A 23,245-nucleotide genomic window follows, 5' to 3' on the forward strand; every position below is an offset into this window, starting at 1 on the left:
TCGCTACGCCGGCGGATCAGCATCCGATAGCCCGAGCCCGAACGCGCCTTCGACGTATCTGCCGAGCGGCTGTACCAGGCACTCCAACGGACCGGTGCGCGACCTGGCCGGCGAGCACCCGCTGGTCGGCCGTGACGCGCCGGACCTCCGGCTGGAGGACGGGACCCGCCTCACAGATCTGATGCGGGACGGACGGGGCGTCGTCCTCGATCTCACCGCCGACCGCTCCCTGCACGGTCCGGCGACGCATCGAAGGAGACGGATCCGGTGTACGGCCGGGACGGCGCGCAACGACCTCGGGGTGCGCGCCTTGCCGGTCCGGCCCGACGGCACCATCGCCTGGTCAGCCACCGGCGACCCCGACCGCCGCCGGAGGTGGCCGCTCGACACCCGGCAGCCCGTGCCCGCCTGGGCGGGCACGGGCCGGGTCGGGTGCGGTTCAGTAGGGCAGGACGCGGACCGGGCGGCAGCCGAAGAAGCGGTAGGTGCGGCCGTCGGCGGCATCGGTGTAGGAACCCTTGACGCAGGCTTCGGTGTCGCCGGCCTGCAGGCCGGAGGTCTCGGTGTCGAAGTGCAGCAGCATGTCGAGGTCTCCGTCCTTCACCTCGGTGCCGGGGGTGTCGGTGTGTTCGACGAGGTCGGCCGGATGGCCCTGGCCGTGCGGTTCGGTGCTGCCGCCAGGGCCGGCGAACACCACCCGGCGCGGGCCGAAGTGCACGGTGGGCACCTGGATGCGGGTCGCGTCGAAGGCGAGCGGCAGCCCGTACTCCCCTGCGGCGGTGGTCAGCACTCCGACGGTGATCAGTCCGTGCGGGACGGTCACCGTGGCGGGGAGGGTGCCCTGCGGCTCGATGTCGATCGCGACCGGGAGGACGCAGTCCGCGGTGAGCTCGGTCGGCCGGTGGTTGTTCGCCGGTTCCGGGTCGGTGTCGCCCTCCCGGGCGGGAGCGATCGTGGCGGTGAACCGGAAGGTGTGCGGGCCCGGCCGGTCGCAGCGCAGGGTGAAGGTGCTGTCGGCGGTGCGGGGCGTGCCGGTGGCGAGGGCGGCGACGGGCTGGGTGACGGACGCCGGGGTCGCCGTGGCTTCCGGGTCGGCGGCGGCCCGGGTGGTCAGGGTGGTGTCCATCGGGGAGGAGGGCCCGTTGTTGGCGACGGTGGCGCGCAGGGTGACGTCGGCCGGTTCGCCGACCAGCAGTTGGGTGGGGGGCTGCTGGGCCGTGAAGTCGGTGACGGTCAGGTCGGCGACCGCGACGACGGTGGTCTCGGTGGTAGCCGTGTCGTTGTCCGGCAGCGGGTCGGGGCCCATCAGGTTGTCGACGGTCACCCGGTTGGTCAGGGTGACGGGTCCGCCCGCGTTGTGGACGATGTCGGCCGGGACGTGCGCGGTGATCGTCAGGGTTCGGCCGGCACCCGGCCGCAGCTGGCCGACGCCGCAGTTGACGGTCCGTTCCTCCGCACGGCAGCCGGCGTCACTGGTGACGAAGACGGCCTGCGGCGGCAGGGTGTCGGCCAGGACGGTCGCCGCGGACGGGCGCGGGCCGTGGTTGGTGACGGTGACGGTGTAGGTGACGTCGGTGCCCGCGGCGACCGGGTCGGGCCCGTCGGCGAGGGTGACGCCGATGTCGGTCGTGTTGATCTCCTCGGCCATCGCGGTCCGTACGACCGCCGGCGGTGGCGGGTCCTGTTCGACGTTGACCGGTGCCTCGGCGGAGTCTCCGAAGGAGTTGACCGTCAGGGAGATGAACGGCCAGTCCTCGGCGCCGTGCAGGGTCGAGTCGCTGGTGTCGTTGGTGCAGTCCGTGGGATCACTGGCGGACCCGGCCGTGTCGAGGTTGACCGGGTCGATCGGCCGCCCCGATGCAGGGTTGCCGTCGCCGTCCCAGTCGGCGGGTTCGTTCAGCGGGCTCGGCGTCCTGTCGCCGCCCTTGGCGGTGAACACGAACTCGTTGGCCGGGTCCGTGGCGTCCAGGACGGTCGGCTCGGTGAGGTGGTTCTCGACGAGGTCCGGCAGGGGTGCAATGCCGCGTTCGAAGCCCCGGGCCGGGATCCTCGGCGGCGAGAAGTCGACGATGTATCCGCCGCCGACACGGTTGATGCCGTGCGACGCGTAGTTGTAGTTCATCGCGCTCACGTAGTTGGGCTTGCAGTTGCCCTCGTCGGGACCGCCGTGCCGCAGGTTCAGGGTGTGGCCGAGCTCGTGCAGGATGACCTCCGCCTCCGGGTCGAACACGACGAAGTCGTTGCCGCCGACCTCGCCCTGCCCGGCCTTGGGCGTACAGTCCTTGCCTTTCGGCTCGTCGTCGGTGGTGTAGGCGACGGACTGTGCGTAGCGGAAGATCCACCGGCGGCTCCGCTCGAAGTTGACCTTCTTGCTGTCGTAGAAGTTCCGGCCCAGCTCGCAGGTGTCGGGCGAGCCGGAGAGGATCTGGCCGCCGCCGAGGTCCTCACCGGAGTGACAGTCCGGGTCCTTGTCGTCGGGCCGCCCGTCGTTGTCGTTGTCGAGGTCGTCGCGGCAGTCGAGGGCCGGTTCCTCGTAGCTGACGTCCAGCGGTTCGCCCTGGTTGCACTGGCCGTCGAGGCCGTCGATGCGGCCGTCACCGTCCGGGCTGCCGGGGGTGTGCTCGTTGTCCCTGCCGTCCGCGCAGTCGCCGATCAGCAGGCCCTCGGAGGCCCTCGGGTCGAGGGGCGCGCCGGTGTCCACGTGCAGGGTGATGCCGGGCTTTCCGTCGGGGTTGGGCCGGGCGTCGGCCGCCCCGCCGTGCTCGGTCGCTCGCGTCCCGGCGTTGTCGGGGGCGAAGGCGAAGGCGTTCTTCACCGCCTGGAGGGTGGCCCGGGACGGGACGTGGCCGGCCTGGGAGTCGATCTCCAGGAACAGGTCCTTGTGCCGGGGGTCGGCGCCCATGGCGGGGAGGTTGACGTCGACCGTGGTGCCGTCGCCGTCGTTGTAGCCGTTGCGCTCCCAGCCGTCGAGCAGGCCGTCGCCGTCCTCGTCGCCGCTGGCGGACAGCGTGCTGACCTCCCAGCAGACCTTCACCCTGGGGCCGTCGTTCTCGCTGCCGGTCTCGCCGTCGCCGCTGGAGCAGGACTGCGGCCACTTGATCCCGTCGCCCGAAGGCCTCGCCGCGTCCCGCCACTTGCCGGTGGCGTAGGAGACGGTGAAGTCCAGGTTGTTGTCGTCGTCGTGGGGGCTGGCGTCACCCAGGTCGTCCTTGCCCGGCGCGTCGTCCTCGTCCCAGACCTGGAGGGTGACCGGCACGTCCTCCAGATCGTCGGGGACCTGGGCTGAGACCGTCCAGAACGGGTCGATGTCGGGGCTGTTGTCCCGGGTGGGTGTCCGGTGCTCCTCGCCGTTGATGAAGACCTTCACGTAGAAGTCGGCGTGCCCGTCGAACAGGCCCTCCAGGCCGACCTCGTCGCAGTCGTCGACGCACTCGATGTGCGTGACGGTGACGGCGAACGGCCGGGTGCCGGGCGCAGCGGCGCCGACCGGCGGTGGGGTGAGGGCCAGTGCCAGCAGCGCGGTCACCAGCACGGCCGCCAGCCGGCGCGGGCCGCCGCGGGCGGTCGCGGTTCGCGGCCATCGGAGAATTCGTGGCATCGGGGTCCTCGGGTGGCGGGCGGCAGGATCGGAGGACTGCGCGCGGGTCGGCACCGCTCTCGTCGTACCCGGCTCTTCCCGACCGTCCGGCATCCACGACCGGCAATCAGTTCGAAGACGAAGGGGCTTTGCGCTGCAAGCCCTCTGCGGCAGTCGTCTGACAGTGTGCCGCAGGCGGCCCGGACCCCCGGCAACGCCACGACGCGTCACGGCGACTCCGCTTCAAGCCCTCGGAGATACCGTTCGGTGATCGGTTCTGAGAGTGCCGAGCGCTTCGCACCGGCCGACAGCCGCGGATCGCGTCGGCGGTGAACGAGACGCTCGCGAACCGGCCGAGCGGGACCGCCGGCAGACACCAGGGCGAGTACGGGCCGCCTGCCCTTCAGCACCACCTCCCACTCCCCCTCGCGGCCCCACGGACATCGGACCGCCACCGTGACGACAGCCGGTCGGCAGGTCCTGTCGCCGGGGCCGGCCCGGCTGAGCGACCGGGCGGCCCGGTGACGACCGGGGGACAGCGCGCACCGGCACGCCCCTGGGTGCTCGCCCCTCCCCTTGTCCCGGCAGCGGGACCGGGACCCCGCCGCTGTCAGCCTCGCGAGGTGGGGCTCCCATGATGGTCCGTCAGGTCCAGCCATGGCCGGCTGGCGACGCCTCCCACCGCCCGGACCACCGCCGTCGTACGGGCTCACGCGGTTGCAGACCGGCGGGTGCGGACCTGCTCCCTGGCTCAGGTGCGCAGCAGGTCCGAGGCCGGCCTCGGTCGGTGTCGCCGGTGACGATCACCGGCCCGCGCTACCTCGGCGATACGGGCTTTCACCAGTCTGCTCATCAGGACCGGAATCGCCGCCTCCCCGTGCGCGCCGCGCACCTCCCCTGGCCTGGCACGCCCCCGCGCCGCACCGGCCCCGCCCAGAGGCGGCGGGACCGGCAGGCCCCAGGCAGGAGCCGGCCAGGACCGGCCGCAACGAGCCCAACCCGATGGAGTGAACCGGATGCACAAATCGATGAAGCGAGCCGCGGCTCGCCTTGGCACTCTTGCCCTGGTGGCGGGCGCCGCCGCGACAGCAGTGCCGACGGCCGCGCAGGCCGCCGGCTACAACGGCGTCTGCGGTTCGGGCTACACCGTCATCGACCACCGTGACCTCAATCTCGGCGGCACGGTCTACCTCACCTACAACAGCAGCAACGGCAACAACTGCGTGGTCACGGTCCGCAACAGCCCGGGGCAGCCGGTCCTCATGCTCGCCGGGCTCAGCCTGGCCGGCGCTTCCACCTGGACGAAGCTCGACGAGGGCTACTACCGGTCATACGCCGGGCCGGTCTACCTCCACGCGGAGCACAGCTGCATCGACTGGGAAGGCGGGATCGAGGACAACGTCAGCGGCGGCTTCAAGTCGCACTGCGGCTGACCACGGCCCGTGTTCCTTGCGCGGACGGCCTCGACGGTGTGCAGCACCCGGGAAGCGGACCGGGCGCTGTTCTGGCGGCCGGTCGTCCCTGGCTGTGGCTCCCCGGCCCCGCCCAGGGGCGAGCTCCGGCCTCGTCCGCCCAGTGCGGGCAGGCAAGCCAGGCTCGGGACGATCGGCCGTCGTCGGGGCGGTTTCCCCACTCGTCCTCAGACGAAGATCGGGATCGTGATGTAGCAGGTAGGTCCGCATTCTGAGCTGATGCAGGTGAAGTCGCTGCACCCGTCAGCCTTGGCACGCACCTGGGCGAGTACCTGAGAGTACTCCTCGACCGCTTTCTCGGGAATCCGGTACTCGGTGAAGACGGATCCGGGGTCATCCGTCAGACGCTTGCGGAACGTTTCATCGGCTTCGGCCTGCGCGACAATCTGTGCCAGGCGAAGTCTGACGGCAGCGACGTCGTCGGTCATGGCCGCCTCCCAAAGGGACATCCAATGATTTCGCGCGGCAGAGGCACCGCCGACATCTGCCCCCGCAACGGTCCCCACCGCACCTCATACTCACCGACCCCCTGTCTCCAGTCTCCGCCGCGTCCCACCTCGCCGCTACCCGGATCCCGGGCCAAAGGAGCACGCGATCCGGGTAGTTGGTTGTTGGGGGTGCTTTGGTGACTGCCGGTGCTGGTGATCGTTGAACGAGACGTGGGCGCGCGCGTCGCCTGTCACACGTGGCGCCGCAGGGGAACGGGGAAGAGGTCAGCCCTGGCGGTCGCGTGATCTTCAGAATCTCCGACACCCGGCCGACCGGAAGGAATTCGACGAATTCGAGACCGAGGTTCGGCCGGGTCCTCGCACTCCTGGGTCGGAGCCCGGGAGATGCTCGCGCCTGCCGATACGGCCGGTCACCCGGAATACAGATAGTGAGGGGTGGCCCTCCGTAGTCGATATGACGATCCGTAGTCGATGTCACCCGGGTAGCGATGAGGCAGGACGCGGCGGAGACTGGAGCCAGGGGGCCGGAAATCACAGCTGCGGCGGGGAACGCTGCGGGGGCAGATGTCGACGGTGCCTCTGCCGCACGAATCACTGTCATTCCCCCTTGGGAGTCGGCCATGACCGACGACGTCGCTGCCGTCAGACTTCGCCTGGCACAGATTGTTGCGCAGGCCGAAGCCGATGAAACGTTCCGAACGCGCCTGACCGAGGACCCCGGGTCCGTCTTCACCGAGTACCGGATTCCCGAGAAAGCGGTCACGGAGTACTCCCAGGCGATCGCCCAGGCACGTGCCAGGGGTCTCGCGGACGAATCCCCGGAGTGCGTCCATACGGACGGGTGCAGTGATTTCACCTGCATCAGCTCGGGCTGCGGACCCACCTGCTACATCACGATTCCGATCGATCCGCCCGATGCGTGAGCACGCCGCCCCGGTGGCGGCCGATCGGCCCGAGCCGTGGCTCCTCGACACGGTCGTCGAAGCGGTCGGCGGCCGGTTGTCCGACTGGCGGATCGTGCCGGCCGACGGCCCGCTGCAGCCATGGATATGCGCTCTCCCGCCTGGGCCCGACCTCCCCCGCCAGGGATGGAAGCTCCACGTTTCCAGCTACGTCTCGACGGCCTCCGAGACCCTTCGACGGGCCTTGCCCGCCCTGGCCACACACGGAGTCGCCTTCAAGGTGATGGGATCCCTCCGCTGGCTCGAACGGCTCAACCTCGGGGCGGCGGGAATCGCGCAGGTCGGCAAGTTCATCACCGTCTATCCGCAGGACGAGGATTCGGCCCTCGAGGTCGCGGCCGCACTGTCGGCCGCCACCGGGGGCCTGCGTGGCCCGCGCATCCCGTCGGACCGCTGCTATGCGGACAGGAGCGTCGTCTTCTACCGCTACGGAGGGTTCGACGGCACCCGAATGCAGACGCTGCTCGGCGACGTCGTCCTCGCCGTGGTGGATCCCGACGGCCGTCTGGTCCCGGATCTCCGGGGAGCGACCCCCTCGGTCCCGGACTGGGCCGACGACCCCTTCCGAAGGAACGGCCTGGGCGCCTCGCCCGTGCTGGCGAGAACGGTGGCGGGCCGGTACCGCCCCGCCATGACGCTGGCCCGCTCACCCGCGGCCGTGGTCCAACTCGCCCTCGATCTGGCCACGCCGCGCGGGTGCATCCTGAAGCGCGCCGCGAAGCGACCCGTGGGCCAGGGCAGCGAGGCCGGCGACGGCACCACGGCGCTGCGGCGCGAAGCAGCCGTGCTCCTGAGGCTCTCCGGACGGCAGGTGACCCCGGAGGTCCTCGATGTCGTCGAGGACGATGACGAACTGACCCTCGTCTCGGAAGATCTGGGCGGGGAGACGCTCGACCGGCACGTGCGGGAACTCGCCGGGTCTGGTCACAGCTGTTCCACCGCCCGCGTGGTGGAGCTCGGAGCCGCCGTCGCGGATGCCCTGTCCGTGCTCCACGAAGCCGGCCACGTGCACGGGGACCTCAAGTCGGCCAACATCATGCTCCCGGCCGACGGCCCGGTACGACTCATCGATCTCGAGCTGGCCCATCCCGTCGGCGCCAGGGACCGGCCCGCCGAGGCCGGGACCCGCGGCTACCTTTCGCCGGCGTGCAGGGCGGGAGACGCGGTGTCACCGGCCGACGACATCTACGCCCTGGGGGCGGTGCTCTACCTGCTGGTCACCGGCGCCGAGCCCTCACGCGCCCCCGACCCGCACGACCTGCTCGCCAGACGACCCGGACGGCTTCGGCCGGCCGTCGACGGTTCTCTGGCGAAAGTCGTGTCGCGATGCCTGGACCCGGATCCCGAGCAACGGTTCCGCTCGGCCCGCGAAGTCCGGCGGGCACTGCTGACCATCGGGGAGAACCCGTCCTCACAGCCACCCGCACCCGCACCCGCACCCGCACCACCGGACGCCGCCGGCCCCGACCGGACGCAGACATCGGACCTGCTCGAACTGGCGCGCCGCTCGGGCGACTTCCTCTGTGCCCGTGCGGAGTCCTCCGAGCAGGGGGTGACATGGCGCAGCACGTACTACGTGGGCAAGGGACTCGTGGGCCGCGACATCAACACCGGGATGGCCGGCACGGTCCTCGCGCTGGCTGAGCTGGCCCAGGAACTCCGCGTTCCGAGGCACGTGGACATCCTGCGCGCCGCGGCACGGACGCTCGACGCCATGCCGGCCGTCCCCGGGGACCGGCCGCGCGGTCTCTATGTGGGGGACATGGGCGTTGTCGCAGCCCTTCTGCGGGCCGGCCAGGTGCTGTCCGACGAGGAACTCGTCGGGTACGCCGTCGCCCTGGCGGAGGCGCAACCTGCGGCCGATCTCGACGACTCCCCCGATCTCTTCCACGGTCTCGCCGGCCGGCTGCGGGTGCACCTGATGCTCTGGGACGAGACCGGCGACGGGCGGAGCCTCGACCGGGCGGTGCACTGCGGCGACACCCTTCTGCGGCAGCGCGAGGGCGGGCACGGCACCGCACACTGGCGCATTCCGCCGGGATACGGCGATCTCAGCGGCAAGAGCCTCCTGGGCTATGCCCACGGTGCGGCCGGCGTAGCCGACGCCCTGCTCGACCTGTACGAAGCGACCGGAACGTCCAGGTACGAGGAGGCCGCGCGCGAGGCCGCCGGATGGATCACGGGCCAGGCGATCCCCTGTCTGGAGGACCTCAGCGGGATCGCCTGGCCCATCACGGAGGGTGGCCGGGCGCACCCGCCGTTCTGGTGCCACGGGGCGACGGGCATCGGCCGGCTGCTCCTGCACGTCCGGCGCCTCGGCCTCGAACCGGACCCGACGGTGACGCTCCGGCGGGTCTGTCGCTCGGCGGCTCTGGGGGCCCGCTGGAGTGGACCCACCCTGTGCCACGGACTGACGGGGAACGCCGAGTTCCTGTGGGACGCCGGCCTGGCCCTGGACGACGGGGACCTGCTGGCGCAAGCCCGTGAGCTCATCGACATCCTGCCGGCGTTCGCGGTCGATTCCCCGGACGGCCTGGCGTGGATCTCCGACGCCCCTCGCCAGATCACCCCCGACTACCTCGTCGGGTACGCAGGCATCCCCGTTGTCCTGCTGAGGATGGCGAGACCGCGCCGCCGCCACCAACTCAGCCGGGAGGGTTTCCGGTATGAGGCTTGAGAGAACCTGCTGTGGCCTTGCGGAAGGCCGAGTCCCGCCCTCAGCGGTGTCACCCTTGGCGTGGCATGGGGGCAGGGTGTTCCGGGCGCGTCGGCCGAAGACAGCGGTGATCACCATTCGGTCGCACCCGACCTTGGACGTTCTTCTGAAAACCCTCAGTGATGGGCGGTGAGTTGTGATGGCGGCCCCGGCCCCGGTGGAGGCACCCAGTCACGTCTACTACTTCCAGGTCGGTACGGGAGTGTGGCACGGACACTTCACCTTCCGGGTGACGTCCTGGAACCGACTCAGGCACAGCGGGATCGGGCCGCGGAACCGGCTGCTCGTCGTGGCGATGCAGCTGAGCCAGTGGATCACCGGCAGGTCCCGGCTGGAATCGACGCTCCGTGCGAAACCCTCCCGGGGTGCGTTCGGCGAGGCCGACAACACCGTCAGGCTCTCCCGGTTCGGCCTCACCCAGTACCTGTTGCGCGAGCGCTACGTGCTCGACCCGGACGGCACCCGCGTCACCGTGCACGCCGAGGAACGGTTCGGACCGCTGGCCGGCTTCTTGACACGATCATTCACCTACCCGGCCGAGATTCACGAGGGCGGCCTCTCCTCGACCTACCACATGCCCCTGCTGGGCGACCGGTGGACGGCGACCTACCACGTCGCACCTGAACGCGACCGCCTGTCCGGGCAGCTTCGCTGCCCGTGGGCAGCCGCCACCGAGGAGGTCCGACGCACGGTCGCCGGCCCGGACCGGAGGGCCGACCGATGACGATCGACACCCGGCCGGCGGCGGACCAGGTCGCCCGGGTCGCCGATCTCCTGGAACAGCGCGTCAACCGGTACGACGCCGTTCGGGACCACCGTGCCGTCTTCGCCTATCTCTACCTCCGTCTGACCCGGGCGCTGGAGCAGGGCCTGCGCGACGGGCGGCCGGCCTTCGTGGACCCGGAGTGGATCGCCGAGCTCTCCCGACGGTTGGCCATGACCTACCTGACAACCATGGATGCCATCGACGCCTGGCAGGCCCGTCCCCGAGCCAGCCACCGCAGGACGGCCGTCGGGCCCGATGACCTCCCGGACACCATCGCGAGGCCTTGGCGGGAGGTCTTCGCGGCCGCGAGCATCCGGCGCTCCTACGTCCTGGAGGAAATCGTCTTCTCCATGGTGGCGCACATGTCCTACGACCTGCCGTTGGCCCTGCGGGACCTGGCCGCCGCCGGCTCGGGTGACGCCCACGACCACATCGGCGACTTCCAGCGGATGAACACCCTGCTCGGCACGAACATCAGGGAGGTCCAGACCGACGTCGCCAAAAGGTACTGCCGCCAGTTGCTCTTCCTGGAGCACCTGTTCATCCGCGACGAACTGCTGCTCACGGACGGCGGGATCCGGATGCTGCGCGCCGACGCCTGGTTCAACTTCGACCGGCTCATTCAGAGTTCGGCTGCCGCGGATGCACAGCGGACGATCGGCCGGATCACGGAGGACGTGATCCGCGAATTCCGCCACCCCGGGGACCCGAAGCTGCGCATCCTCTACGGCCTGCTCCGCCGGCTCGTTCCTGCCCGCCGGGAGTGGCCGCCCGCGACCCCAGACACCGGTTGATGCCGCGCCCGAGCCCGGCGGCCTCATCGCACAGCAACGTGCTGCGGCGCGTCGGCTGACGCGACGACACAGAGGCGCCGCTCGGCTCGTCGGTGCGGTCCAGCGGACCGTCCCGGGTGCTCGCAGGCCGGCCACGACGGCCCGCTAGCCGATCCGTTCGGCGAGGGCGAGGATGATGCCCGAGGGGCCGCGGAGGTAGCAGAGGCGGTAGATGTCCTTGTACTGCGCTACCTCGCCGATGAGTTCGGCGCCATGGGTGCGCAGGCGGGCGATGGTGTCGTCGATGTCGTCGACGGCGAACATGACCCGGTGCAGGCCCAGAGTGTTCGGTGGCGGGTTGTGCGATCCGTCGTCGATCGCCGCGGGGTTGTGGTACTGCGCGAGCTCCAGCTTGCCGTGGCCGTCCGGGGTCCGCATCATCGCCATGTCGCTGCGGACGCCGTCGAGTCCGACGGCCTGATCCGCGAAGAGGCCCTCGATCTGCGCCCTGCCTTCGACCTCCAGGCCCAGTTCGGTGAAGAAGGCGACCGCCGCGTCCAGATCTTCGACGACGATGCCGACATTGTCCATCCGCTGAAGCGTCATGACGGTTCTCCCTCTGCGTTGCGCGGACCTTTGATGCCACCGGTATACCGAGGACGGAGCCGGCGCCCCCTTCTCGACACCCCCGACGGGCCGAGTTCCGGCGGACCGCTGCTGGCCCCGTCCTCCTGGGGTGCCCCGATCGCCGAACGAGATCGGCCACGACGCGGGGCGCACCGTCGTCACCGGCGGCCGTACCGTCGCCGGGGCGGAGGTGACGGGCTCTTCGACGTCGCCGTGTGCCCGGGGCCGGCGGCCAGGAGGCGCTGCGTGGCGGGCCGCGGCCGCCGGCTGCCGCGCTGCGGTCATCGCGAGCGGCCGGGCGACTGGACAGGAATATGATGACCGGTCTACTTTTGGCGGTATGGGAGCCAAGGGCGAGGAGACGCGGGCGCGACTGGTGCAGGCGACCCGGGAGCTCGTCGAGGAGCGGGGCTACTACGGCACCGGACTCAACGACGTCCTGGCCGCCAGCGGCGCCCCTCGCGGGTCGATGTACTTCCACTTCCCCGCGGGGAAGGACGAGATGGTCGCGCTCGCGCTCACCGAGGCCGGCCAGGACATCGGAGCGCTCATCGCGGGTGCCGCCGAATCCGGCGAGCCCCCCGCCGATGTGGTCCGCCGGCTGCTGGAGGCCCTCGGCGACCGGATGGAGGAGTCCGGCTATGCCAAGGGGTGCCCAGTGGCGACCGTCGCCCTCGAAACCGCGGCAGGCCACGAGCAACTGCGCCGGGTGTGCGCCGACACCTACCAGTCGTGGCAGGACGCGCTCGCCGGCATGCTGGTCCGCCACGGCCGCGACAGCGCCGGGGCCGAGGCCACGGCGTCCGCCGTCCTCGCCCTGGCGGAGGGGGCGCTGCTGCTGTCCCGCGTCGCGCACAGCCGCACCCCGCTCGACCGGGCCGCCCACGCCGCCGAACTGCTGCTCCGCCCCGACTCCGCCTGATCCCGCCCCGCGCGGGTCGGCCCCGCCCGACAGCCGTGGCATGACCCAGGAATATGTAGACCGGTCCAGTGAAAGGATCTCCATGTCCAGTCCCCGCACCCTCGTCCTCGGCGCCACCGGCTTCATCGGCCGCTGGTACGTCCTCGACCTGCTCGGCCGCGGCGAGCACGTCGCCGTCGGCCTGCGCGGCGGCGCCGCCCGCGACGGCGAGCTGCGCGCCTGGATGGCCGCCCACGGCGCCGCACCGGACGCGGTCGCCGAGCGGCTCACCACGGTCGCCGCCGACATCACCCGACCCGGCCTCGCCCTCCCCCCAGCCGACGAACACCGACTGGAGGGCGTCCGCGACGTCGTCAACCTGGCGGCCCGCTACGCCTTCGGCCTCACGCGCGACGAAGCCCGCACGGCCAACGTGAACGGCGCGATCCACCCGCTGCACTGGGCCGCCGGCCGCCCGGAGCTGCGGCGACTGGTCCACCTCTCCGGCTACCGGGTCGGCCGCAGCACCGGACAGTGCCATCCTTTGCCCGCCACCGACGCCGACCGCCTCTACCGCGCGCTGGGCGCTTACGAGGCGTCGAAGACGGAGGGCGACATCGCCGTACGCACCCTCGCACCACGGCTGGGCGTACCGCTGACGGTGGTCAACCCCGGCGCCGTGATCGGGCACTCCCGCACCGGCGAGGCCGGCCAGTACCTCGGCCTCGCCACCCTCGTCGAACAACTCTGGGAGCGACGCCTGCCCGCCCTCGCGGGCACCCGGCGCACCGTCGTGCCGGTGGTCGCCGTGGACCACCTGGCCGCCTTCCTCGCCGAAGTCCCCCACCACGACCGGCAGTCGCTGCACCTGCACACCGTGCTCGATCCCGCCACACCGCCCCTGCCCGAACTCGTCGCCCTGGCCGCCGAACGCCTCGGCCTGCGCCCGCCCCGGGTGGTGCTGCCCGTCGGCCTGGTCCGCAGGCTGCCGCGCGCGCTGACCGGCGTGGACCCGGAGACGCTGTCGTTCCTCACGGAGGAGACCTACGACACCGCCTCGGCGGACGCCCTGGCGCGCGCCGCCGGGCTGACCCACCCGCCGGTACGAAGGCTCATCCAGGACTGGGCCGCCCGCCTGGTCGCCGACCGGTTCCCCGACGCCGCCGTGCCGCCCGCACCCGCCGCGCGGCCGTGAGCAGCGGCGAACCCCCGGGCTGCCGCGCCAGCCGACGGGCTCTACCGGCTGCAGGACAGGCAGCCCCCGGCATGACGGCCCCTAACCGGCACCTGCGGGTCGGCGCGGTCGGCGACACCCGTGCCGGCCTCGTCGCCGGGCCGACGGTTCAGAGCCGGTACCGGGCCTCGCAGTGACGGCAGTGGAGGACGGCCACCGGCCCACCGGCCCTGGACTGCAACACGGCCCGTCCGAACGAGACCGCAGACAGCGAGCCGAGGACGAACGCGACTGCCGCACCCGTCGTGCGGCCCGTCAGCAGCAGTTCGCCGGCCAGGACGACGAGCACCCCGGCCGCCAGAAACCGCACGAGGCCACGGCCGCGGGCAACGGTTCGGTACTGCTCGCGGAAGACCGTGAAGTCGGCCGCCTCCTCGCACCGCGGGCACCCCCACCCGGGAGCCCCGCAAGCCTGCGCCGCCTCTGCCCGCAGTTCATCCGCCACCTGGCCAGCCTATGGTTGCGTCCGGCCCGTGGGAACGGCGAGTGGGTGACCCGTTCGAGAACCGGCGATGCCCGACACATCGCGAGCGGCCATCAATTGACCGGACGCCGGCCGCCCGCCGCACCCGACCCGGCCGCCGCGGTGTCGGACGCAAGTCGTGGCCGGGACGGTGAGCAGCAGGGGGACCGTGGGTGCAGCGGCGAGGGCGGACCGTGGCCCTTGGGTGTGGTGGGCGGGCGCCCTGCCGACGACCTACCTGTGGATTTCCCAGGTGTCCTCGGGGAGGAAGTAGGAGCCGCCGTCGAGCGCTTCGGCGCTGAGGAGCATCGGCCGGGTGAGCAGGCGGTCGCCGGCGCGCTGCACGTTGATCACCACGCCGAGGGACTCCGAGCAGACCAGGCCCCCGCCCATGTAGATGACCTCGCCGTCCGGCTCGTGGGCCGGTGCCCGGTCGAGCATCCACCGCTCCACCGCCGAGGGCACCCGGGCCACCAGGGCCGCGCCGTCCGCGTGGACCTGGGGCCCGCACAGGGCGTCGACGATGACTGCGGCGAGCTGCTCCTGCCAGTAGTACAGGCGCAGGCCGAAGTCGAGGTACCGGCCGTCCTCGCTCCCGCGAACGCTGCACGGGGCCGGGTGGTAGTGCGAGTGCGGCTGGACATCGGCGGTGACGTTCTCCATCGCCTCCACCGTCTCGCCGGGGCTCATGCCGAAGCGCAGCGGCCCCACCCCCACGAACGGCTCCAGCGTCCACTGCCAGCGCTCGCCGTCCGGCACCACAGGCCACAGTTCGATCACGGCATGGAGTGTACGGCGGCCGCCGACAACGCCGGGTCGGTGGTCAGCCGCTGCTGGAGAACCTCGGTCCGCCGTCGTTATGGGCGTCGACGAAGGCGTTGATGGCGGCCAGAAACTTCTCGGCCTCGGTCTTGAGCGCAGTGCGCCGTGCGCCGGATGCCATGGGCGCTCGACCGACGCCGGTCGCCGATGCCGACGTCGGCGGCGACCGGCCGGGTGTACCGCTGCTGGAGGGTATGGGCGATTCCCCCACCGCCCGTCAGAACTGCACGAGCGGCACGTCCGAGCTCGCGACCAGCGCGTACAGCGCGACGAAGGCGGCCCCGACCAGCCCGAGGACGGTCAGTGCGAGCAGGCGCAGGACGTCGGGCAAGGCCCTTGCCGGTCGGGCGGGCCCGGAATGGCGGTGCGGTGCTCCAGGTGGTGACCACAGTGCGCCCATGAATGTTCTCCCTCTGCAGCGGTGACGTCCCGCCAGCCTTGCCGTGGGTCCCGGGGGCATGCCTGAGTACCGGTACTCAGATCCGATCCGACTGCCCGCGCACCGGCACTGCCGCCGATCGGCCCGCTCAGCTGGGGATGGGAAGTGGGAACTCCCGCACAACTCGGGTGCCAGAACGCTGCGGGGCCAGTCCCGCGCCGACACAACGGTTCGAGCATGCCCACCGAGGGAGAGGACGGACACCTGACCTGGGAAAACTCGACCCTGCCTTCGGACTGGGAATCGCTTCTGACAGCCTGCTCAGCCGAGCTGCCCGGTCGGCCGCACGGTGATGTGGTTGATGTCCACGCCCACAGGCTGGTTGAGGGCGAAGACGATCGTGTTCGCGATCTGCTCGGCGGTCAGCGCCGTCCCGGGGCTGCCGCCGCGCTCGTCCCAGAACGGCGTGTCCACCACCCCGGGAGCGACGACGGTCACGCCGACCCCGTCCCGGCCGACCAGCAGCCGGGTGTTCTCGGCCAGCGCGTGCACGGCCCATTTGGTGACCGAGTACAGGTTGCCGGGCGTGTGGCGCACTCCCGCGACCGAACCCATCAGCACGATCCGGCCCTTGGTCTCCCTGAGCTGCGGCAGGGTCTCCCGCACCAGCAGCGCCGGGCCCAGGACGTTGGTGAGCACCATGCCCCGCATGTCCTCGGGGGCGTGGCTCTCCAGATTCCCGGGCAGCGAGAACCCGGCGTTGGCAATGACGTTGTCCAGCCGGCCCCAGGTGTCCACCACGCGGCGCACGGCGGCGGCGACGTCGTGCTCGTCGCTGGTGTCCCCGGTGATCGTCAGCAGCCGCTCGCCCGCTCCGGCCGTGGCGGCGAAGGCGGCCAGCTTGTCCGCGTCCCGTCCGGTGACAGCCACCCGGTGGCCCTCCTTGAGCAGGGCTCGGGCGGTGGCGGCACCGATGCCGGTCGAGCCCCCGGTGATCAGCGTGACGGGTCCCATCGGACGGCCTCCTCGGCGATGCGGTCGGGGCACGGCCTTACCGGCTGTCCCCAGAACGCCTGCACTATAGCCGCGACTCCACCACCCGGGGCGGCTCCACCGCCCCCAGCGCGACCTCCCACGGGTGCGCCGCCCGATCGCTTTCCTTCGCCGCCCTCGGCCCGAACTCGCCTTCCCCGTACAGCACCTGCACGCCAGCCCGCGCAGCGTGTCGACGCTTCTCCCAGGGCCTGATGTCGTTCCGGTCTTGAAGCGGGTTACCTCATCGGCCTCGACCGCATCGACGGCGCCCTGGCCGTCCTTCGGCGCCCCCGCCCCAGAGACCCGCCGCCCAGGTTTACGGCCGTGGGGCGACGGTCTCCCGCTCTGAGGTTCTGTCTGGTCCGGCGCCGTCAGGTGGCGTCCCGTCACATAAGGGTCGAGGCGGGCACAAAGGCGTGCTTCGACGCCGGCGGGCCGCCGGAGGCCGATGCAACCTTTCGGGCGGCATCCGGCATCAGGGATCCGGGCGGCGCAATCCGGCGGTGCCCGCGAATGGGAGGGAGGGGTGCCTGATGGTGCGACGTGCGGCGAGTTCACGCGACGCCGAGTTCACCGAGTACGCGGCGTCCCGGGTCGGGTGGTTGCGCAAGGTCGCGTACCTGCTCTGCGGCGACTGGGACCGGGCGGACGATCTCGTCCAGGAGAGCATCACCAAGCTCTACGTGAACTGGTCCCGGGCAGGGAAGGTGGAGAACCGGGACGGCTACGCCCGGACGGTGCTGGTCAACACCTTCCTGGCGGAGCAGCGGACCTCGTGGTGGCGGCGGACGCGTACGGGTGGGACGGCACCGGACGAGGCCACGGCGTGGACGGACGTCGACGTCTCGCTCGACCTGCGGCAGGCCCTGGCCACGCTGCCGCCACGGCAACGGGCGGCCGTGGTGCTGCGCTACTACTGCGACCTGTCGATCGAGCAGGCCGCCGACCTCCTGGGGTGCTCCGCCGGCAACGTGAAGAGTCAGAGTTCGCGCGGCCTGGACGCGCTCCGGCGTTCGTTCGCTGACCGACCGGTCGAGGGGAGCAGGGCGTGAACGAGGAGACGAGGCTGGCCGAGGAGCTCTCGGCGCTGGCCGACCAGTCCACCCCGCCGAGCGGCGTGGACGTCCACGGGGCGGTGCGGCGCGGCCGCGGCCGGCTGCTGCGGCGGCGGGTGGCGGTGCTGACCGCGGCTACCACGGTGGTGGCCTGCTCGGTCGCACTGGCCGCCGTGTTGCCCGGCAACGGCGAGGCTGCGGGGCCCGCCGTGCAGCCGACCACGTCGGTGTCCCCGTCGCCGAGCGGCGTGCACACGTGGAACCCGATCCCGCCGCCGAGCGGATCGGCCGCCACGCCGTCCGAGACCAGGACGCCCGCCCCGGTGACCGGCACCGATCCGCTGATCTCCGACGGGCGGTTCGGCTGGCTTCCGGACTCGATCAAGACGATCAGCTACACGCGCGAGGCCAACGGCGAGTGGGCCAACGCGCTGGGGGATCCGGGGAAGTTCCCGACCCCCTCCTTCAGCCTGAAGGTCTTCCCGGCGGGGGTGACGCCCGCACTGCCGACCCTCTCGGACGGGAAGCCCAATCTGCCGGGCTACAAGCCGGGGAACCACGCCATCCGGGTCGATGCCCCGCCGGTCAACGGGCGGGAGGCGTACTGGATCACCGCGAGCGACCCGAACTTCGCGGAGGGCATGAACATCCTGCGCTGGAAGACCGCGGAGGGCCGGTGGGCGGAACTCGGCTCCGGTTCGCTCTCCGGTGCGGACCGGCAGCGCATTCCGCTGAAGGTGGCGGCCGGTGTGAGCACGGGCCACTGGCAGGTGCCCCTTCCGCTGCGGATCGGTGACATGCCGAAGGGGTACACGGTGACCTCGGTGACGCTCCGGCAGTCGCGCGACGGCCGCGACTTCACGCTGGACATGAGCCTCGGGGCGTCGGACGACGGGTTCATCGGCGTCACGGTCAAGCCGGACGTCCCGGATCCGGTGCAGACCGGGCCGGACGGGACTCCGCGCACGCCGCATGCGATGACGTGCAGGTCCGAGCACGGCGTGAAGGCGTGTCTGGACGAACTGGGGCACTCGCAGCACGTCTTCGACGCGGCCGGCGGCGCACAGGGCCTGCTGGACAGGATCACCCTCTTCGGCACGGACCCGGCCACGTGGAGCACCGCCATGCGCGACTGACAACCCGTCGCGGACGCGTACGCCCGGTGCACACGGGGGCACCGGGCGTACGTCCGTCCTTGCGGCCCCGTACGGTTCCGCTCCGACTCGTCCCGGCGCTCCTGCCCGGAGCGCCGCGTGGAGGTCTTCGGGGAGGGACGCGTGACCCGCCCGCACCGACGGAGTCCGGCCCGGGCCGGACGTGCCCCGGTCAGGCGGGGCGCAGGAAGAGCTCGTCGGTGTAGCACCAGGCCCAGTCCTCGCCGGGCTGGAGCGAGCGGGCGATGTGGTGTCCGCTGTCGGCACGGGCGTGGTGGTAGGCGTGCTGCCCGGGCGAGCTGTCGCAGCAGGCGACGTGCCCGCAGCTCAGGCAGGCCCGCAGGTGGACCCAGGTACCGCCGACCCGCAGGCAGTCCTCGCAGCCGGGGGTCGTGTTCGCAGGGACCTCCCGAAGCCCGTCCAGATGGCCGCAGGTCCGCTGGACGACCCGGCCCGGATCCACCGCGACGCGCCATTCACTCCGGTCGTTCACGGCACACACGTTACGCCGACCCCCGCACCGCGGAGGGCGGCGCGGCCAACCCGTCCCTCCCCGTCCCCCGCATGCACGCACTCCTCGGCCGCTGCCCGGACGGCCGCGGTGCCGCCACCCCCGCCGGCGGCGGTCGGACACCGAAGGGCGACGCCCACCCGGTGATCACAGGCATGGGCAACACCCGTCAGCCGTCGACTGACACCGACACGCCGGACAGGCGGTTGCAGTCCGGTCCGGCTGGTGAAGCCTCGTACCCGGCCCGCGTCAGGAGGAGGCGGAGCGGCAGGAGGAGGCGGAGCGGCAGCAGGGCGACGCGGCATGGCACATGGCGGCCGTCGCCCCTCCTTCGGGTCCCGGCTGCGGCCACGCCCTGGGCTCGGGCCGGCGACCCGCGCGTGCTGTCAAGAACCCGCCTCGCCCGGCCGGTCGGGGCCGCGCCAGGGCAGCGTCCGGCTGTAGACGACGCTGGTGGTCGTGCTGCCGAAGCCGGCCAGCTCGTCCACAAGTGTCTCCAGGTGCTCCATGGACGTCGCGGCCACCTTCAGGGTGTAGCAGTCGTCGCCGGTGGTGCGCAGGCACTCCAGGATCTCGCGCCGCTCGGCCAGCAGCCGGCGCAGCGGCTGGTGACGGTTGCCCGGGTACTTCAGCCGGACGACGGCGAGCACGGGGTAGCCGACCTTGGCCAGGTCGACCACGGCGTGGTAGCCGGTGATGACGCCCAGCGACTCCAGGTTCCGGACCCGTTCCGTGGTGGCCGAGGCGCTGAGGTTCACGCGCCGCCCCAACTCGCTGAGGGAGATGCGGGCCTCTTGCTGCAGTTGCCCGAGGATCGCCCAGTCGGTGTCGTCGAGATTCACGGCCACGGCGCGATCCTACCGGGAGAACCACGGCGGAACCCCTTCATCGCAGGGAACTCTCGGTTCCTCGGCCCGTGATCGCCGGGATAGCCTCGAATCATGCAACTCGGTGTCAACGTACCGAACTTCGGGCCGGGTACCGATCCCGGTGTACTGCGTGAATGGGCGCAGACCGCGGAAGGGCTCGGCTTCGACCTCCTGATGGTGTCCGACCACGTCGCCGTGACCCCGGACGTGGCGGAGCGTTACCCGGAGCCGTTCTACGAACCGTTCACGACGCTCTCGTGGCTGGCCGGTGTCACTCGGGGGCTGCGGCTGGGCACGACCGTGCTCGTCCTCCCGTACCGGCATCCACTGCTGGTGGCCCGGATGGCCGCCACCCTCGACCGGCTCAACGACCGCGGGTTCGTGCTCGGGGTGGGTGTCGGCTGGGCCCGCCAGGAGTTCGACGCGCTCGGCGTGCCGTTCACCGCGCGCGGCCGGCTGACCGACGAGTACCTGGGCACTTTGCGGGACGCATGGCGCACGGAGACCGAGCACGGCGCGAGCCCGGTCCCCGTCTGGGTCGGCGGCCACAGTGCGGCGGCACTGCGGCGTGCCGCCGCCCTCGGGGACGCCTGGCACCCGCTGCGGCTCTCCCTGCCCCGGATGCGCACGATCCTGGCGGCCCACGCGCTGCCGGGGTTCGCACCCCGCATCGCCCTGCGACTGACCGGAACCCCGGTCGAGGATCCCGAGCGGATCGCCGGCGTCGGAACCGTCGAGCAGGTCCTCGACGACCTCGACCAGCTCCGCCTGCTCGGCGCCGGCACCGTCGTGCTCGACCCCTACCACGGAGACCCGGAGGAGACCCGCCGGCCGGACAGGGCCTGGCAGGCGCTCACCGAGGTCGCCACCCACTGGAGGACGAAACCGTGATCACCACCGTCGACGAGGCGTTCCTGCGCCGCGCGATCGGCATCGCGGCCCGCGCCGTCGCCCAGGGGGACGCACCGTACGGCTCCCTGCTGGTCGGCCCGGACGGCACGGTCCTCGCCGAGGCCCACAACACGGTGCGGCGCGACAACGACATCACCGCCCACCCGGAACTCAAGCTGGCCCGCTGGGCAGCCCGCGAACTCGGTCCGGACACGGCCGCCCGCACCACGATGTACACCAGCTGCCAGCCCTGCGGCATGTGCGCCGGCGGGATCGTCCGCTCCGGTCTGGGCCGGGTCGTCCACGCGCTCTCCACCGACCAGCTCGTCGAACTCAACCCGCAGTCGGGTGACTGGCCGGCGGTGGCGACCGACGGCCCGGCCCTGTTCGACGAGGCACGGGCCCCCGTCGACGCCTACTACCGGCCGGGCCGGTGACACCGGATCCGCAGGACGACCCCGGGCGCTGACGGCAGCGACGAACACGGCGAGACCGGCCCACCGGGCACGGCGGCACCCTCCGCCGTCGCGGAGCGCCGGGCCGGCCCGCGGGCGTGCACCCGACGGCCACCTGGACCGGGCCGCCTTTCCTCATCGCCCCCTCACGCCCCGCCGGGCCCGCGACCTGGCGCATCGTCACGCGCTACCGGGCCGCTACCGCGGCGATACGGCGCACGGCAAGTATCGCCGACACGAACGGCTCCCCCGCGGTTCCCGCGGGGTCGCGTTCACGCACCACCCGGTTCATGCGCCACCCAGAGGGGGGTTGGGCCCTCCCAGCAAGCGGACGCCGGACGTGCCGGCGCCGTCGAAGGAAGGAACGACATGCGCGTCAAGAAGCTCGTCGCCGCGGCCGCCGTGGCCGGAAGCGTCCTCACCGTCGGGCTGTCCACCGCGGCACCGGCGATGGCGGCGCCCGCCCAGGACTGCACCTACGGCCAGGTCTGTCTGTACTACAACTCCAGCAGCTACGGCTACGGCGCGGTCTACATCCAGACCGGCGACGTCTCGAACTACGCCGGCAAGTACTTCAGCGGCGGTGCGAACGGCTCCAGCGGCTCCGGCGTCGAGGTGAAGAACCACGCGGCCTCGGTCGACAGCTGGATCGCCAGCAACTTCCGCGTCTACTACAACAGCGGGTACGACTGCAGCGTCGCGTGCCAGACCGTCGCGCCGTACGCGAGCGTGAACCTCAACTCCTCGCTGAAGAACAACAACGCGTCCGGCCGGGTCGTCTGACCCGCACCGGCGCCGCTCCAGCGTAAGCGTCGGTCCCCGGCCTGGTGCACCGGGCCGGGGACCGGCACGGTTCCACCGGCTCGCCCACCCCGCCTCGCCGACCCGGAAGGCCCTCACGCCAGTGTCCAGTCGCCAGCGTCGCCGCCCCGCCGCCCTCCTGATCGCCCTGCCGCTGCTCCTGGCCGGCTGCGCGAGCGCCGCAGCCTCGCACCCCGGCGACGGCGCACGGGCGACCACCCCGGTGACGCCGCCGGTGACGCCGCCACCGGTGTCCGCGACGCCGACGCTCGAGTCGGCGAACGACAAGCCGCTGCCGCTGGACGCCTACCTGCTGAACCCGCAGCAGGCGGCCTCGGTCACCAAGGCGCAGCAGGAGCTCGTGACCCGCTGCATGAAGCGGTTCGGGTTCGCGTACACGCCTCCCGCCTCGGCCGAGCAGCAGCGCGACAGCGATGCCCCCACCACCCGGGTGGACGGGCGTTACGGGCACCAGAGCGCCGCGCTGATGGCGAAGTGGGGGTACCACCCGGAGGGCGGGATCCGTGCGACCCCCGACGGCTCGGCCGGGGGCGGCTGGACGACCACGCCGGAGATGGCCGCCGCCGAGCGCGGTGTGTCCGACCCCAAGCAGCGGCTCGGTCCCGGCGGGCAGGTGGTCAACGGGCAGACGGTGCCGGAGCACGGTTGCGTCGGGGAGTCGGTGAAGCAGCTCACGGGTGCGGTCAACGGCCGGGTGGGCGATGCGCAGACCGCCGACGACATCAAGTTCTCGACCCTGAAGAACTCCCAGGAGGATGCGCGGACGCGGGCCGTGTTCGCGCAGTGGTCGCAGTGCATGAAGGGCAGCGGCTACGACTATCCGGACCCGCTGGCGGCGGTCGGCGACCCCGAGTGGCGGAAGACCGCGCTGCCCACCGAGCGCGAGGTGAAGGTGGCGACCGCGGACGCGGCCTGCCGGACGAAGTACAACGTGGTCGGCGTCTGGTACGCGGTCGACTTCGCCTACCAGGACCAGGCGATCAAGGACAATGCCCAGGCCATGGCCGCCGCCAAGGCGGCCCTGGAGACCCAGGTGCGGGCGGCCGCCCGGGCGCTGGCCGGCTGACGCCCCGAACACCCCGGGCTGCCGGTACCCCCACTGCCGGCAGCCCGGTCCACCGCCCCGACGGGCCGCCGGCGTGCTCGCGCGGCTGTCCGTACGCGGCCGCGGGAGGGGAGTCGTCACCCGCACGGGTCTGCGTCCGGGTGCGCGGCCTCCCGTGGCGACGGGCCGGTGGCAGCTCCTTCCCTCCGCCGGTGTCCCGGCGCGCGCCCGCTCGGGCGTGCTCGCGCCGGGTTGCGGCGGTGACGG

Annotated in this window: 21 protein-coding genes and 1 pseudogene; 14 read left to right on the forward strand and 8 right to left on the reverse strand. The window is 72.1% G+C overall.

Annotated features, from left to right (window positions below):
• Window positions 1-94: 94 nt before the first annotated feature.
• Window positions 95-349 (forward strand): annotated as a pseudogene (locus KSNIM_RS39325) (FAD-dependent oxidoreductase); the annotation flags it as partial.
• Window positions 350-439: 90 nt separating this feature from the next.
• Here KSNIM_RS39325 and KSNIM_RS01235 read toward each other — a convergent pair.
• Window positions 440-3,598, reverse strand: coding sequence for a hypothetical protein (locus KSNIM_RS01235; protein WP_263101314.1), 3,159 nt, complete (start codon window positions 3,596-3,598; stop codon window positions 440-442).
• A 1,046-nt stretch (window positions 3,599-4,644) separates the two neighbouring features.
• On the opposite strand from KSNIM_RS01235, the gene KSNIM_RS01240 reads away from it, so the two are divergent.
• The gene (locus tag KSNIM_RS01240) at window positions 4,645-5,010 is read left to right on the forward strand and encodes a spore-associated protein A (protein ID WP_263101315.1); all 366 of its coding nucleotides are present in this window, start codon (window positions 4,645-4,647) and stop codon (window positions 5,008-5,010) included.
• 206 nt (window positions 5,011-5,216) lie between these two features.
• On the opposite strand, the gene KSNIM_RS01245 is transcribed toward KSNIM_RS01240, so the two are convergent.
• Window positions 5,217-5,477, reverse strand: a complete 261-nt coding sequence (locus KSNIM_RS01245) for a hypothetical protein (protein ID WP_263101316.1) — start codon at window positions 5,475-5,477, stop codon at window positions 5,217-5,219.
• A gap of 641 nt (window positions 5,478-6,118) precedes the next feature.
• Here KSNIM_RS01245 and KSNIM_RS01250 point away from each other — a divergent pair.
• The 4 genes from KSNIM_RS01250 to KSNIM_RS01265 all read left to right on the forward strand — a co-directional run bounded on the left by KSNIM_RS01250 (window position 6,119) and on the right by KSNIM_RS01265 (window position 10,736).
• On the forward strand, window positions 6,119-6,421 hold the full coding sequence (locus KSNIM_RS01250) for a hypothetical protein (RefSeq protein ID WP_263101317.1): 303 nt from the start codon (window positions 6,119-6,121) through the stop codon (window positions 6,419-6,421).
• Between the two features lie 94 nt (window positions 6,422-6,515).
• On the forward strand, window positions 6,516-9,137 hold the full coding sequence (locus KSNIM_RS01255) for a lanthionine synthetase LanC family protein (protein ID WP_263101318.1): 2,622 nt from the start codon (window positions 6,516-6,518) through the stop codon (window positions 9,135-9,137).
• Between the two features lie 196 nt (window positions 9,138-9,333).
• Window positions 9,334-9,900, forward strand: coding sequence for a hypothetical protein (locus KSNIM_RS01260; RefSeq protein WP_263101319.1), 567 nt, complete (start codon window positions 9,334-9,336; stop codon window positions 9,898-9,900).
• Entirely contained in the window at window positions 9,897-10,736 is an 840-nt protein-coding gene (locus tag KSNIM_RS01265) for a DUF5995 family protein (protein WP_263101320.1), read from the forward strand. Before KSNIM_RS01260 ends, KSNIM_RS01265 begins: the two co-directional genes overlap by 4 nt.
• A 144-nt stretch (window positions 10,737-10,880) precedes the next feature.
• On the opposite strand, the gene KSNIM_RS01270 is transcribed toward KSNIM_RS01265, so the two are convergent.
• Window positions 10,881-11,321 (reverse strand): VOC family protein, encoded by a 441-nt coding sequence (locus KSNIM_RS01270; protein WP_263101321.1) that lies wholly within the window; start codon window positions 11,319-11,321, stop codon window positions 10,881-10,883.
• A 361-nt stretch (window positions 11,322-11,682) separates the two neighbouring features.
• Between KSNIM_RS01270 and KSNIM_RS01275 the strand changes: the two genes are divergently transcribed.
• Together KSNIM_RS01275 and KSNIM_RS01280 are read left to right on the forward strand one after the other, a co-directional pair.
• Window positions 11,683-12,264, forward strand: a complete 582-nt coding sequence (locus KSNIM_RS01275) for a TetR/AcrR family transcriptional regulator (RefSeq protein ID WP_263101322.1) — start codon at window positions 11,683-11,685, stop codon at window positions 12,262-12,264.
• Window positions 12,265-12,346: 82 nt separating this feature from the next.
• Window positions 12,347-13,438, forward strand: a complete 1,092-nt coding sequence (locus KSNIM_RS01280; RefSeq protein ID WP_263101323.1) for an SDR family oxidoreductase — start codon at window positions 12,347-12,349, stop codon at window positions 13,436-13,438.
• Between the two features lie 148 nt (window positions 13,439-13,586).
• Here the strand turns inward: KSNIM_RS01280 and KSNIM_RS01285 are convergent, their stop codons facing one another.
• From KSNIM_RS01285 to KSNIM_RS01295, 3 genes are all read right to left on the reverse strand, one after another.
• Complete coding sequence (locus KSNIM_RS01285) at window positions 13,587-13,787, reverse strand: hypothetical protein (RefSeq protein ID WP_263101324.1); 201 nt, start codon at window positions 13,785-13,787, stop codon at window positions 13,587-13,589.
• 387 nt (window positions 13,788-14,174) lie between these two features.
• Complete coding sequence (locus tag KSNIM_RS01290; RefSeq protein ID WP_263101325.1) at window positions 14,175-14,720, reverse strand: hypothetical protein; 546 nt, start codon at window positions 14,718-14,720, stop codon at window positions 14,175-14,177.
• 742 nt (window positions 14,721-15,462) lie between these two features.
• A complete protein-coding gene (locus KSNIM_RS01295) occupies window positions 15,463-16,155 on the reverse strand; it encodes an SDR family oxidoreductase (RefSeq protein ID WP_263101326.1) in 693 nt (230 codons plus the stop codon).
• A 554-nt stretch (window positions 16,156-16,709) separates the two neighbouring features.
• Here KSNIM_RS01295 and KSNIM_RS01300 point away from each other — a divergent pair.
• Window positions 16,710-17,228, forward strand: a complete 519-nt coding sequence (locus KSNIM_RS01300) for a SigE family RNA polymerase sigma factor (protein WP_263101327.1) — start codon at window positions 16,710-16,712, stop codon at window positions 17,226-17,228.
• Window positions 17,225-18,367, forward strand: a complete 1,143-nt coding sequence (locus KSNIM_RS01305) for a hypothetical protein (RefSeq protein ID WP_263101328.1) — start codon at window positions 17,225-17,227, stop codon at window positions 18,365-18,367. Before KSNIM_RS01300 ends, KSNIM_RS01305 begins: the two co-directional genes overlap by 4 nt.
• Before the next feature lie 190 nt (window positions 18,368-18,557).
• Here KSNIM_RS01305 and KSNIM_RS01310 read toward each other — a convergent pair whose 3' ends face one another.
• Together KSNIM_RS01310 and KSNIM_RS01315 are read right to left on the reverse strand one after the other, a co-directional pair.
• Window positions 18,558-18,878, reverse strand: coding sequence for a UBP-type zinc finger domain-containing protein (locus KSNIM_RS01310; RefSeq protein WP_411543636.1), 321 nt, complete (start codon window positions 18,876-18,878; stop codon window positions 18,558-18,560).
• A 404-nt stretch (window positions 18,879-19,282) separates the two neighbouring features.
• The gene (locus KSNIM_RS01315; RefSeq protein ID WP_263101329.1) at window positions 19,283-19,744 is read right to left on the reverse strand and encodes an Lrp/AsnC family transcriptional regulator; all 462 of its coding nucleotides are present in this window, start codon (window positions 19,742-19,744) and stop codon (window positions 19,283-19,285) included.
• A gap of 93 nt (window positions 19,745-19,837) precedes the next feature.
• Here KSNIM_RS01315 and KSNIM_RS01320 point away from each other — a divergent pair, with 93 nt between their 5' ends.
• From KSNIM_RS01320 to KSNIM_RS01335, 4 genes are all read left to right on the forward strand, one after another.
• Window positions 19,838-20,656: an LLM class flavin-dependent oxidoreductase gene (locus tag KSNIM_RS01320; RefSeq protein ID WP_263101330.1), complete on the forward strand. Its 819-nt coding sequence runs from the start codon at window positions 19,838-19,840 to the stop codon at window positions 20,654-20,656.
• Window positions 20,653-21,093, forward strand: coding sequence for a nucleoside deaminase (locus KSNIM_RS01325; RefSeq protein WP_263101331.1), 441 nt, complete (start codon window positions 20,653-20,655; stop codon window positions 21,091-21,093). The genes KSNIM_RS01320 and KSNIM_RS01325 overlap by 4 nt, the downstream gene beginning before the upstream one ends.
• Window positions 21,094-21,480: 387 nt before the next feature.
• Window positions 21,481-21,894: a hypothetical protein gene (locus KSNIM_RS01330; RefSeq protein ID WP_263101332.1), complete on the forward strand. Its 414-nt coding sequence runs from the start codon at window positions 21,481-21,483 to the stop codon at window positions 21,892-21,894.
• A 121-nt stretch (window positions 21,895-22,015) separates the two neighbouring features.
• Complete coding sequence (locus KSNIM_RS01335) at window positions 22,016-22,999, forward strand: hypothetical protein (protein ID WP_263101333.1); 984 nt, start codon at window positions 22,016-22,018, stop codon at window positions 22,997-22,999.
• The last annotated feature ends 246 nt before the right edge of the window (window positions 23,000-23,245 follow it).

It is taken from the genome of Kitasatospora sp. DSM 101779 (assembly GCF_025655475.1).
Taxonomy (GTDB): domain Bacteria; phylum Actinomycetota; class Actinomycetes; order Streptomycetales; family Streptomycetaceae; genus Kitasatospora.